The following is a 13,589-nucleotide window of genomic DNA, read 5'->3' as shown; positions in this document are numbered from 1 at the left end:
TTAATAGTTTAAAGGTAGGTGGACTTCAACAATGGTTCCTGTTTTACCTGTCTGATGTTCTGAAATATCAGTTATTTTAACAGTCGCATGGGTTTTATACGTTTCATTAATTAGGCTTATGCGGTCCGTTACCAATTTAATACCGTACGATTCTCTTTTAAAACTCTTGTTCTTTTTATTGCGGGAACTATGAAATCCCACACCATTGTCTATCACAAAACAACATAAATTGTTCTTTTCTATTTTGAATTCTACTAGCAATGTTTTTTCCCCATGGGCTTCGTTGAGTCCGTGAATGATGGCATTCTCTACAAAGGGCTGTACGAGCATGGCAGGAATTTCCAGATTATGCATATTAATGGTGGAATCTATTTTAAGGGTATATTCAAAAGGAAATCGCAATTTTTCTAATTCCAAATATTTTTCTATAGCTGCTATTTCATCTGATAGGGGCACTAAGCCTTTTTCTGTGGTCTCTAAAGTTGAACGCATAAGCTGTGAAAATTCTGTTAGATAATGGTTGGCCCTATCATTATCTCCTTTGTTTATTAGGTTTTGGATAGCACTTAAGGCATTGAACAAAAAATGGGGATTCATTTGAGATCGGATGCTTCTTAGCTGTACTTCTGCAAGTTTACGCTTAACGCGCTCTCTCTTTTGGGTTCGTGCTATTCTCCACCGTATTAAAAAATAACCTAAAATTATGAGCAATATAATCCCTCCGATAATTAATTCGAGGCGATACTTCTGAAATAATGTTTCTTTGTTAAACTGGGTCTGTCCAAAGAAATCGGCATATAGTACATGACCTACATTGGTTATCTGATTAAAACAAAAATAATAGTCACCTTTATTATATAATATCATATGATAGTGCTTTCCATCTGTGGACGCTATATAATCCAACACATAATCATTACCGGAAAAAAGTATTTTGTTATGGCGGGCTTTAAGTATGCTGTTGTTGGCATACCAATTCCCAAGTAAATTGACAGGCAACTGTTTCTGGTTACTTAATTTAGTTTTAGGTTTGATAAGCCTTGCTTTTTTATAACCTTCATCTATATATAAACTTTTGGTATTGACTTCTGAGAGGGTAATGCTAATGTACTTGATGTTGGCATTCCGTACACAGGTAAAGTAAATGATAGAGTTATCAGCATGTTCTCTAGAGATGTCCTGGTAATACCACAATTCATCTTGTACTACTATATATTCTTCTTTAATAATTAGTACCACATTATTCTTCTCATCCACCCAACTCCCTAAAATTTCTTTTGGCAACTGGGACGGCAACATATCAACCTCCTGCCCCAAGACCCATACTGGGACTAACATAATGACTAAAAAATATGTTATTCGCAATTTTAACACTGGATGTTTCTTATATTATTTATTAACTTTTTTATAGTTGGCACTATCATATCCTCTGGGATGCAGTACATAATTGTCATTTACTTTTCGGGCTATATAAATGTAGTAATAGGCCTTATGGTGCAATACAAACCAAATAGTCTCACCTTCATTTGATATTGCCACATGGTCTATCCTGTATTTGTTATTGTTTTGGTTGTTGGTAAACCGAGCATCATCAAAATAAAAAGCGGTTTCTGTCACTGTTATTTTATCCCTAGTACCTTTTTGCCAATCTCCCAATAAGGCTTTTGGAATTTGATTATTGGTGGATGTTCTTTTTAAATGGGTGAGTCGCTCATTTTTAACTGTAACCTCATCTACACTGAGGTTGAAAAACTCAAATAGTCCACCAGTGGTCTGAATACCGAACTTATCGATATGTTCCCATTGAATGCCCCTATAGTAGTGAATTCTAGTATCTGACAGGATATAGTTAGGTGTAATTGTTAATATTAGCGTGCCATATTTATCATACCAATTTCCAAAAAGGTCTTTGGGCAGTTGCTCTGGTCGTTTCGAGTCGATGCTGTAAGGCTCCTCTGAAGCCACATGTAATCCTGTGGGTCTGCCTCCTTGTAAAATAACATCTTTAGATTTTTTTTGTGGATTGGCAGATATATAATCTATTTCACTTCTAGGAAGATTTAATTTAAAGATATGCCACGAGCCTCCTGGGTTAGCTTCGGCATAATTGATTTTCTCAACATCTTTGTCTAATGGTGGAAAATACAATTTATATTTTACCACTTGGACATCACCCATATAATACCTCTCAGAAATCTCTATCCCTTCAGATTTTGTAATATACAAACGTTTGCCTTTAATTGAGGAATCTTCAATGTAGGTTTCCCACGGAATAAAAATCCAACCTCCACTAAGGTTTACGTGGAAATGAAGTATCGTTTCCTTTTCAGTAAGCTCCACCTTAGCTATTTTTCCAGGAATATTGCTGTATATGTATCTAGGGTTTTGAATAATTCTCTGTGCATATATATTTATAGAATTTAGCACGATACAAAAAATCAAAACTTGTTTCGACATGCTTTTTTAATTTTAACAAATATAATATACTACTTTGATGAAATTTAGCTTAATTAGAATTTACTACAAATAAGCGAGCAATTAGCCTTCATATACTAGAATAACAACAACTAACAAAGCTACTTCTTACGCATATAAACACTAACAGGTACTCCAGAAAAATTAAAATGTTCACGCAGTTTGTTCTCTAAAAAACGTTTATATGGATCTTTTACATATTGCGGTAAATTACAGAAGAAAGCAAATTGTGGTTGTGGTGTAGGCAATTGCATGATGTATTTTATTTTTACGTATTTGCCTTTATAAGCTGGTGGGGGATAATTTTCTATAAGTGGTAAAAAGATTTCATTAAGCTTACTGGTTTTTATTTTTTTTGTACGGTTTTGATACACCTCTACAGCTGTTTCAATAGCCTTGAAGATACGTTGTTTGGATAAGGCAGAAATAAAAATGATGGGCACATCGGTAAAAGGCTCTATTTGTTTTCTAATGGCTTTTTCATAGTCTCTGGTAGATTTATGGTCCTTCTCAACCAAATCCCATTTATTGACCAAAATAACAATGCCTTTACGGTTACGTTCTGCCAACCAAAATATATTTTGTACTTGCCCATCAAAACCTCGTGTGGCATCTAAAAGCAATAAGCATACATCACTATGCTCTATGGCACGTACACTTCGCATTACGGAATAAAACTCCAAATCTTCCTTTACTTTAGATTTTCGTCTAATCCCAGCCGTATCCACTAAATTAAATTCAAACCCAAAACGGTTGTATTTGGTATCGATGGCATCACGTGTTGTACCTGCAATATCGGTTACTATATAACGGTCTTGACCAATAAGGGCATTTATAAAAGATGATTTACCTGCATTGGGGCGTCCTACAACAGCAAAACGTGGCAAGGCATCTTCAGCAACGGTTTCTTTTTCTGGTAAAGCATCTACTAAGGCATCCAACAAATCGCCTGTTCCACTTCCATTTATACTGGCTATGGTATAATAATCACCCAATCCTAAGGAATAAAACTCCACGGCATCATCGGCACGCTTAGCGTTATCTACTTTATTTACAACCAAAAATACAGGTTTTGTTACCTTTCTAAGCAGTTTAGCTACATCTTCGTCCATACCAGTTACACCGGTTTCTACATCCACCATAAATATAATGGCATCAGCCTCTTCTATGGCTAATTCTACTTGTTTGTCTATTTCGGCTTCAAAAACATCATCACTACCCAAAACATAGCCACCAGTATCTATTAGGGAAAACTCCTTACCATTCCAGTCACTCTTACCATAGTGGCGGTCTCTGGTCACACCACTTACAGCATCAACGATAGCTTCTCTACGCTGAATTAAACGGTTAAAAAACGTTGATTTGCCTACATTTGGGCGACCTACTATGGCTACGATGTTGCTCATGATTTTTATTTATGGTGCAAAAGTAATTAACAATTATCAATTATCAGTGATCAATAATCAATTGTTATAGCCAAAGCGTCTTAACTGGTTTTGATTACTGCGCCAATTCTTATTGACTTTTACATAGGTCTCTAAATGAATCTGTTTTCCAAAGAAGGCTTCTAAATCTTTTCTAGCCTCTACACCTACGCGCTTTAAAGCTTGTCCTTTATGTCCAATGATGATCCCTTTTTGTGTTTCGCGTTCTACCATAATAACGGCACGCACTCTTATAATGCTTTCTTCCTCAAAAAACTCTTCGGTATCTACCTCAACAGCATAAGGAATTTCTTTTTTGTAATGCAATAGTATTTTTTCACGAATGGTTTCATTTATAAAAAACCGTTCTGGTCTATCAGTTATTTGGTCTTTTGGGTAAAAAGCAGGCGATTCTGGTAATAACTCTATAATTCTATTGAAAACTTCCTTAACATTGAATCCTTCTAAGGCAGAAATGGGATAGATTTCGGCATTGGGTACTTTTATTGTCCAGTACTGCACTTGCGCTTCCAGTTGTTCCTGATTGGAGGTGTCAATTTTATTTATAAGTAACAGCACAGGAATTTTAGAATGGGTTATCTTATTAAAGAAGGCCTCATCCTTGAGGGCCTGCTCACCTATTTCTACCATATACAATAATACATCTGCATCTTCAAAAGCAGACCTTACAAAGTCCATCATAGAAGCCTGTAACTCATAGGCTGGTTTAATAATTCCTGGGGTATCGGATAAAACCACCTGAAAATCGTCACCGTTAACAATGCCCAGTATCCTATGGCGTGTAGTTTGTGCTTTTGAGGTGATAATGGATAGTTTTTCTCCCACGAAGGCATTCATTAAGGTAGATTTGCCTACGTTTGGATTCCCTATAATGTTTACAAAACCAGCTTTGTGCATGTTTTAGTTTAAAAGTTGAAAGTTTTAATAAGGCAAAGTTACAATGATTTTTGGTTATAAAATAAAAAAAGACTTACAAGGTTTAGGAGACCTTGCAAGTCTTGAATTATGATGCCTAGAATATTCTTAATTCATGATCTCGATGAGCTCAACTTCAAAGATAAGCGGATCGAATGGTTTAATGGTGTTCCCTCTTGGAGTAGCACCGTATGCTAACTCTTGTGGAATATAGAATTTGTATTTAGATCCTACAGACATTAATTGCAATCCTTCTGTCCATCCTGCAATTACTTGGCTTACTCCAAATTGTGTTGGTTGACCTCTATCAACTGAGCTGTCAAATACAGTACCATCTATCAAGGTACCATGATAATGCACTTTAACACGCGATGAAGCGGTTGGTTTTTCACCACTACCTTCTTTAATAACTTCATATTGCAATCCTGTATCGGTTACCTTAATGCCTTCTTTGGTTTTGTTTTCTTCTAAGAATTTTTCACCAGCTTCTTTACGATCACCATATTCTTCCAGTGCTTTGGCTTCTGCTTCTTCTTGTTGCTTTTTGGCCATTTCTTGTTGTTTTTTGCTCATATAACCCCTTATAATTCCTTGAACAGCTTCTTGGTCTATTAGGACATCTAAAGAATCTACAACAGACATATAGCCTTGAATAAATAACTCATTATCAAAATCGGTAAAGGTAGTTCCTACATTGCGGGCCACATCCATTCCTATAGCATAGCTTACAGAGTCAATTTCAGTTGTTAATGATTTATTTGTCACGCCCCCTTTATTACAAGATGTTATAACTAAAGCGACTGAAACAATACTTAAATACTTCATTATTTTCATTATCTTACTAATTTGGTTTAAAATTTAAGATGCTAAAGTAACAAATTTAAAATCAGATAGCGGATAGTATTATATGATTTTTAACAATCATGACCTATTAAATTCTTTTTAAATTCTTTGTCTACCATAAAAACAGTAAATTAGCGTACGCTAATTACCACATTCATTTTTAATTTCAGGAAAACCATGATTACAGGAAAAAATTACATTGGTAATATACTTCGTGCAAGCGGTAACGTTAGCCACAAAACCATAAACCCTAAGTTAAACATTGAAAATCCTACGGCTTTTATTGAAGCTACTGAAGATGAAATACAGGAAGCTGCACACTTAGCCCTAGAAGCTTTTAAAGTTTACAGAAAAACCACTGGAGAGCAACGGGCAAAATTTTTAAATACTATTGCAGACAACATAATAGCCCTAGACCAAGAACTGATTAATATGTTCATTACAGAGTCTGGATTGCCCGAATCAAGAGCCTTGAGTGAACGCAGTAGAACCTTATTTCAATTACGTACTTTTGCCAGTTTGGTTTTTGATGATGACTGGAAAGATAATACAATAGATGAGGCTGATCTTAAAAAAACTGTTATTCCTTTAGGTCCTGTTGCTGTTTTTGGAGCCAGTAATTTCCCTTTTGCCTATTCTACTGCAGGAGGTGATACGGCAAGTGCCTTAGCAGCTGGTTGCCCTGTGATTGTAAAAGCTCATGAAATGCATTCGGGCACCTCTGAATTAGTCGCTAATGCCGTTATTAAAGCAGCCAAAAGTACTGGCATGCCAAATGGTGTATTCTCCCATTTATTGGGTCGCGGAAAAATTGTTGGGGCTGCCTTAGTTAAACACCCTGCCATTAAAGCGGTAGGCTTTACAGGTAGTATTGTTGGTGGTCGTGCTCTTTTTGATTTGGCATCTCAACGTCAAGAACCCATACCTGTATTTGCCGAAATGGGGAGTACTAACCCCGTAGTTATTACACCAAAAGCACTTGACAACCGCGCAGCAGATATTGCCACTACTCTAGCCAATTCTATAACATTGGGCACAGGACAATTTTGTACCAATCCAGGATTGCTATTAACTATTGATAATGAACAAACTGATGCTTTCATTAAAGATTTGGCCGAAAAAACGATTGCCATAGACCCTCAATGCATGTTACACCCCAATATTAAGAGTGGGTTTGACAAAAATGGTAATAGTGTAACTACACAAAGTGGTGTAAAAACTATAGGCAAAATTCAAGGGGATTTAAAAGCCAATTATGCGGCATCACAAATAGCTAGTGTTTCAGGAATCGATTTTTTAAACAATCCTAAAATCCACCAAGAAGTTTTTGGTCCGTTTTCTATTGTCGTAAGATGCCAAGATGAAGCTATGCTCATAAAAGTTATTGAACAATTGGAAGGCCAATTAACAGGTACTATTATTGCCGAGAAAAGTGAATACCAAGACTTAGAAAGCATTATTGATGCTTTAACTTATCGTGTTGGTCGAATTATCTTTAATGATGTTCCTACTGGTGTAAAGGTGTGTGCAGCCATGCAACACGGAGGACCCTATCCAGCTTCCTCCGATTCTAGATTTACGGCTGTAGGCCCTCATGCAATTAAACGTTGGGTACGCCCCATTTGTTATCAATCATTCCCAACTGTGTTATTGCCAACAGCATTAAACCCATAAACTTTTTTAATACATACCAATTAAATAACTATGAAACCTTTTTTAAAATTAAAGCCCTTTATTTTTTATTGCTTTCTTTTTTTCACCCTTAATCTATTTGCACAAAAAGACCCCGCTTGGGATAATACTGACAAAAACGATTGGAACAAAGCATTTACACATGTAGAAATTCCATCATCTATGGATAATGAGATACAAGAAGCCTATCTGTATGCTTCTAAAAGTAAAACCAAAAAGCCTCTTATTGTAAGTCTGCATACCTGGAGCAACGATTACACCCAAAAAGATCCTTTAGACAAGGAAATCCTAGCACGCGACTGGAATTACATCCACCCAAATTTTAGAGGGGTTAATAATACACCAAAATCTACCGTCAGCAAGTATGTAATTTCCGATATAGAGGATGCCATAGCCTATGCCTTAGCACATACCAATTCTGATCCTGAAGATGTGCATATTGTTGGTGTTTCTGGTGGCGGCATGGCCACCTTGGCGGCTTATATGAATGTGAAATATCCCATTAAATCTTTTTCGGCATGGGCTCCTATTTCTGATTTAGAAGCTTGGTATTGGGAGTCTGTTGGACGTAAACAAAAATATGCTGATCATATTGTTAAAGCCACATCCAAAGACAGTCTATTTAATACCGAAGAAGCCATAGCCCGTTCTCCATTGTTTCAAAAGTACCCTAAAAACTTGCGTAAAGATGCTAAGCTTTACATCTATGAAGGTGTACATGACGGTTATACAGGCTCTGTACCCATAACGCAGGCCATCAATATGTACAACCGTTTGGTGGGCGAACTTAAGTACGGTATCGCAAACCTGGATACTATTATGGACAAAGCTGCTACTGATAATAGTTTAGTTTCTAGAGAAGACATTATCAGTTTAGTTACTAAACGTTACAACCCTCTTTTTAATAAAGACCATACGCTATTTGGAAGAAATATTTACTTATCAAGACAGTATAAAAACATCGCACTAACCATCTTTGAAGGGGGACATGAACAAATCCCCCAGGCATTGGCATTAATACCTACTAAACCCAATACCACTAAGCTAGCCTGTAATATTTTAACTTTAGGAGATTCTAATGGTGCTCATAAAGGCGGTTGGGTAGATCAATTAAAAGCTATGATGCCAGCGTCATATATTATAAATAATTCTCAAGGTGGCAGAACGATAGGTTTTGACAACAACGGTAAAAAAATATTAAATGGCCTTAGGAACATGCGTGTATTTTTAGATGATGCCCAAAAGCAAATTGGCAACAAAACATTCGACTATATCATTCTTAATCTAGGCACTAATGACACCAAAAATGTATTTGCGGATCGGCAAGCCGAAGTAATTACTAATTTTGAAGCTTTATTAGAGGCCATAAATACACATCCAATAAGTAGGAAACACAAACCTGTATTTATTTATGTAACCCCTCCCCCTATCCGTACTTATGATATTATATATAAGTATGTAGGTTCTAACGACCGTATTGCCAACCTTGTACCACAACTAAGCTCTTTGGCAAAAAACCACGGATACCATGTCATTAATGTTTTTGATCCTCTATTGGGCATTATGGATTATTATGCTGCCGACGGTGTACATATGGTCGAAGCTGGACAAGAAATAATTGCAGCTAAAATTGTAGAAAAAATTATGGAAATTGATAATTGATATGGCAATTTAACCTATTATTAAAAACTTCCTTCTGAGTATTTATATATAATACCATACGCTATTCAATTTACGCATCAACATGCCGTCAATGTTTCTGCATGGATGCTGGCAATATGGGTAAGGGTACAATATCCCGATAAATAATCATCCAACGGTGCAATTGTGCCATGAGTTCGTGCTGTATGTCTTTATATTCTGGATCGTCAAAGCGGTTCACAAATTCGTTGGGGTCTTTCTTTAAATCGTAAAACTCAAACATAGGCCTATCTTTGGTAAAAATATAGGTAGAGGTAAATTTTGCATCTAACGTACCAGCCTCATATTGTTCTTTTAAATCTGCCCACATATCGGTATCGGCAAAATCTACCGGATGGTAGGGCATGTGATATAGTGGGTTATAAATAAGTTTGTAATCTTTTGTAAATACCGTTCTAGACAAGTCGAAATCGGCTGTTGTTTCAGGTAATGGTTGTCCGTGAGAGCCCCTTACCGCAAATCCGTATTGATGAATAGCTTCTGTCCCGCCTTCTAAAATGGATTTATAGCTTTTACCCGTCATTTTTGCATCAGGAGCCACACCTGCTATATCCAATAAAGTCAATGCAATATCACTTCCCATGACCAGTGCATCCGAAACAGTTTCTGGCTTAATCAGTTTTGGGTACCTTACAAGCAGGGGTACATGTATGCCACAATCATACAGAGTACCTTTGCCTCGGAGTAAAGCCGCACCATTATCGCCCATAAATAGCACCACGGTATTATCATAAACGCCACGACGTTTTAAATCTTCAATAACTTCCCCTATAAAATGATCTACACGGTTAATCTCTCCAATATGGGCTGCAAGGTCTTTTCTTAACAACTCGGTATCGGGTAATCCTTTGGGTATAGTAATATGTTCTGGGTCTGGTTCAAATTCTGGCGCTGTAAATTTTCTATGGGGGTCGTCATAATTGGCCCAAAGGAAAAAAGGTTTCCCTTCAGGTACCTCATCCAAAAACTCTTTAACCTGTATATTTACTTTTTTGCCATATCCTATTTTCAGGAAGTCAACTCTGTCAGGAAAAGTTACCATGCCAAATTCTTCAAAGGCAGCAATAGTTTCTTCCGCTTTTCTTCCAGAGCCATCCAAATGGTAGCGGCGTCCACAAATCCCCGTGTAATATCCTTCTGCTCTTAGTAGCTCTGGAAAGGTGATAATGTTTTTATCCAATGGAGCTGAAAAACGCAACATTTGCACATCCAGTACATTTCTTCCTGTTAATATAGTAGCCCGTGAGGGGACACATTGAGGTGCATTGGTATAAGCCTGATTAAATCGTGCACCTTCCTTAGCCAATTGATCCAGATGGGGTGTGTTCATATCCGCATTACCATAACAACCCAAATAAGGAACGCTATGGTCGTCGGAAAGAATCATTAAAATATTAGGACGATTGGCAGGAGTAGTGGTTTGGGGCCAAAATACCATGGTATGTATTAAACACATGGCAAGGAACATGGTTGTTTTATTGAACATGAGTAAGCCTTAATTAGTTTAGTTAAGAAGGCTTAAAGTAGCTATTAAAAACTAAAAATGCAAATTAAAATAGTTATGGCTTCTTTTGTCCTATTTGCCATCTTCTTCCCCCTATTCTATAAGTCAATAATCATATTCGTATGTATAAATGTAATGCTCATGGGTATTTCTTGAATTTTTAATTAAATACTTGAGTTAAAAAGTTATCAATGTAATTAACGGTTTGGCTAGCCCATGGATTGAACAACCAAAATGTATGTATTTTTTCATCAAATTTATGGACCTCGGTATAAATGTTCCAATCGTTCATCATGGCAATTAACTCATCTTGACCTGCATGAAACCTCGGAAAACCACTATTTAAAAACATTATGGGTGACGACTGTTCATGGGCCCAAAAAATTCCAGAGGCATCTTTCCATGTATCTGGTTTTTCAGAAAAAGACCCTCCTAACCATTCAATGTCAAGAGAGTTTGGCTTGCGATTTAAATTAAGTGATCTGGGAGCCATAAAATCAACTACACCATCAATATCTATAATTGCTTGTACGTTACTAGAAAAACCTAGATTTCCCTGCTTGCCTTCTTTATTTTCCACGCCATTGGTCAAGCCAACAAGTAGGGCTAGTTGTCCACCTGAAGACCCGCCCGAAATTGCAATTTTATCCGCATCGATCCCATAAGAATCGGCATGGGCACGCATCCATCTAATAGCGCTTTTTATATTGTAAACAGCCGCTGGGTATTTGGCCTCCATAGATAATTGGTGCTCTACACTTATGGCTACATATCCTCTTGCCGCCAATTGCTGTGCTATGGGTACAAAATGGGATTTGTTTCCAGATCGCCATCCCCCACCATGAACAAATATAATGGCAGGGTATTTCCCTATTGTTTTTGGATAAAAGATATCCAAATGCAAATCCCTATCACCATAAGGTGTGTCCTTCAATGTTGTATAAACAACGTCTCTTTGTTCTAAAACGCGATCTGGCAAAGCATCCTTGAGAAGCTTTAGAGATGGAAAATGGGGCTTGTATTTCTTATATTCGGCCGCTACATTAAATGAGGTATCTTTAGGAATCGCAACCGCTGTGTTTTGGGCTCCTAACTGTTTACAGGCTATAACCACAAAGGCCATACACCATATACTTAAAATCATTCTCTTCATTTCCATTATATATCCTTTAAAATTAAAAAACAACTTAAATTATTAACCCATGCACCTTAAAAAGTACATGGGTAATAAACTCAAAAAAAATTAAACTAAATTCAACGAGTAAATCCAGGCATTTCAGCCTGAAGTTCTCACAGATCCGTACGTGATACTCTCGCATCATACGGCTCCTATTACCCGACCGTCGGTCGGTTTGGCACCAAAAGTCCAATGAACAAACAGGTCTGGTTGTTTCTCGCTGATTCTTTTCAGCCAGTACAGTCCTTTCTGTATGCTCGGACGAACTTTCAGGTACTTGGTTCGCGCCCATTTTACTAACCTTAGATTGATTTCTCGCATAAAGCTTTTCAATTTCGTTTTGTAAAATTTTCCGTAATAACTAATCCAGCCTTGTATGGTGGGATTGATTTCATCAGCGATGTCCTCTATCTCGCACCACGCCTGTCTTAGGGTTTGCCACGTTCTCATCTTTTCCCGCATGGAGGTCATCGATTTGTTGCTTACTGCTGGCAGGAAGCAGGTAAAGGTTTCTTTCCTCTTACTGTTCTGTGCCTCTCTGGGTTTGAATGTATAGCCCAGAAAATCGAACTGTATGTTGGGATAGGTTCCTCTTCGGTTGCTGTCCTTGCAGTAAACTATCTTTGTCTTTTGCGGGTGCAATTCTAGTCCGCACGCTTTTAGGCGTGTGGCTAGTGCTGTTTGCAGGCTCTGCGCTTCTGCTTCTGTTCGGCAGTGGATGACACTGTCATCGGCATATCGCTCAAAGGGACTGTCTGGGTAGTGTTTTACCATCCATGTGTCCATAGCGTAGTGCAGGTACAGATTGGCTAGGAGCGGTCCGATTACGGAACCTTGTGGAACGCCTTGCGTTCTCGCCTCTATGGTGCCATCTGGTTTCTGCACGGGGGCTACCAGCCATCTTTTGATGTATAGTAGTACCCATTTGCTTTTGGTGTGTTTCTCTACTGCTTTCATTAGCTTGTCGTGAGCCAGTGTGTCAAAGAACGCCCGTATGTCCAAATCCAAGACCCAGTTGTATTGCCAGCATCGTTTCCGTGCTTGGGCTAATGCTTGATGGGCGGATTTGTTGGGTCGGTACCCGTATGAGTCTGGATGGAACACTGCGTCCAGTGCTGCTTCTATACTCATCGCTACTACTGTTTGGGCTACTCGATCGGTTACTGTGGGGATGCCCAAGGGGCGTATGCCCCCGTCTTTCTTCTTTAGCTCTACCAACTTTACGGCGGGGGGCAGGTAACTGCCCGAACTCATTTGGTTCCACAGTTTGTAGAGATGTGCCTTTTCTCCTTCTTGGAAGGTTTCTATGGTCATCCCATCTACTCCCCCGCTGCCTTTATTGGAGGCTACTTGAAGCCAGGCTTTCTTTATCAGTTGCCTTTCGATTGTAAACGGTCTTGTCTTATGCATCTGTATACCTCCTCTCATTGGTTAACGCAATGCCAGTTTCTAGCAGTTGATAAGACTGGATAATAACACCCCTTCGCTCCGTACCCATTACAGGTACTTCATAACTACTACGGGTGTTTCTGCCACCGTGCCACGCTTTGGTACTTTCCTTCTTGTCGGTGCGCCGACTTGAAGTTTTCCCTTGACATCGTGACGACAGCTTCACACGTTCCTTACAAGAGCCTGAACTAAGCTCACGCCAACTGTACGCCGGATGCCATACGGGCATAAACAGGTGATTCCCGTACTTGTCCCAAAGCGATACTGGACTTTGGTTTTGACATCGTCTAATCCTTTCGACACCTCGTCGTTGGTTCATTTGCATTCGTCTTCTTAGTTCGTACATGATAATTTCTTTATTACCTTTTCTCTTAACGCTCCTCACCTC

The 13,589-nt window shown here is 38.2% G+C and carries 10 protein-coding genes; 2 read left to right on the top strand and 8 right to left on the bottom strand.

Features of this window, described 5'->3' with window-relative positions; translation table 11 throughout:
* The 5 genes from AC5SR4_RS09975 to bamJ all read right to left on the bottom strand — a co-directional run bounded on the left by AC5SR4_RS09975 (window position 1) and on the right by bamJ (window position 5,669).
* Entirely contained in the window at window positions 1-1,338 is a 1,338-nt protein-coding gene (locus tag AC5SR4_RS09975; protein WP_495356103.1) for a sensor histidine kinase, read from the bottom strand.
* A 51-nt stretch (window positions 1,339-1,389) separates the two neighbouring features.
* Window positions 1,390-2,457: a hypothetical protein gene (locus AC5SR4_RS09970; RefSeq protein ID WP_495356102.1), complete on the bottom strand. Its 1,068-nt coding sequence runs from the start codon at window positions 2,455-2,457 to the stop codon at window positions 1,390-1,392.
* A 119-nt stretch (window positions 2,458-2,576) separates the two neighbouring features.
* Window positions 2,577-3,881: a ribosome biogenesis GTPase Der gene (gene der / locus AC5SR4_RS09965; protein WP_495356101.1), complete on the bottom strand. Its 1,305-nt coding sequence runs from the start codon at window positions 3,879-3,881 to the stop codon at window positions 2,577-2,579.
* A gap of 57 nt (window positions 3,882-3,938) precedes the next feature.
* Window positions 3,939-4,817: a GTPase Era gene (gene era / locus AC5SR4_RS09960; RefSeq protein WP_495356100.1), complete on the bottom strand. Its 879-nt coding sequence runs from the start codon at window positions 4,815-4,817 to the stop codon at window positions 3,939-3,941.
* Window positions 4,818-4,943: 126 nt separating this feature from the next.
* A complete protein-coding gene (bamJ, locus tag AC5SR4_RS09955; protein ID WP_495356099.1) occupies window positions 4,944-5,669 on the bottom strand; it encodes a BamJ family beta-barrel-assembly machinery protein in 726 nt (241 codons plus the stop codon).
* Window positions 5,670-5,855: 186 nt separating this feature from the next.
* On the opposite strand from bamJ, the gene AC5SR4_RS09950 reads away from it, so the two are divergent.
* Window positions 5,856-7,352 (top strand): aldehyde dehydrogenase (NADP(+)), encoded by a 1,497-nt coding sequence (locus tag AC5SR4_RS09950; protein ID WP_495356098.1) that lies wholly within the window; start codon window positions 5,856-5,858, stop codon window positions 7,350-7,352.
* Window positions 7,353-7,382: 30 nt separating this feature from the next.
* Window positions 7,383-9,032 carry an SGNH/GDSL hydrolase family protein gene (locus AC5SR4_RS09945; protein ID WP_495356097.1) on the top strand — a complete coding sequence of 550 codons (1,650 nt, stop codon included), beginning with the start codon at window positions 7,383-7,385 and terminating at the stop codon, window positions 9,030-9,032.
* Between the two features lie 88 nt (window positions 9,033-9,120).
* Here AC5SR4_RS09945 and AC5SR4_RS09940 read toward each other — a convergent pair whose 3' ends face one another.
* From AC5SR4_RS09940 to ltrA, 3 genes are all read right to left on the bottom strand, one after another.
* The gene (locus AC5SR4_RS09940; RefSeq protein ID WP_495356096.1) at window positions 9,121-10,557 is read right to left on the bottom strand and encodes a sulfatase family protein; all 1,437 of its coding nucleotides are present in this window, start codon (window positions 10,555-10,557) and stop codon (window positions 9,121-9,123) included.
* A 178-nt stretch (window positions 10,558-10,735) separates the two neighbouring features.
* The gene (locus tag AC5SR4_RS09935; RefSeq protein WP_495356095.1) at window positions 10,736-11,734 is read right to left on the bottom strand and encodes an alpha/beta hydrolase fold domain-containing protein; all 999 of its coding nucleotides are present in this window, start codon (window positions 11,732-11,734) and stop codon (window positions 10,736-10,738) included.
* 159 nt (window positions 11,735-11,893) lie between these two features.
* Window positions 11,894-13,162, bottom strand: coding sequence for a group II intron reverse transcriptase/maturase (gene ltrA / locus AC5SR4_RS09930; protein WP_495356094.1), 1,269 nt, complete (start codon window positions 13,160-13,162; stop codon window positions 11,894-11,896).
* Window positions 13,163-13,589 lie beyond the last annotated feature (427 nt).

It is taken from the genome of Aestuariibaculum scopimerae (genome assembly GCF_059428085.1).
Note: the sequence above shows the minus strand (reverse complement) of the source record. Positions and strands in the feature narration are given on the sequence as shown.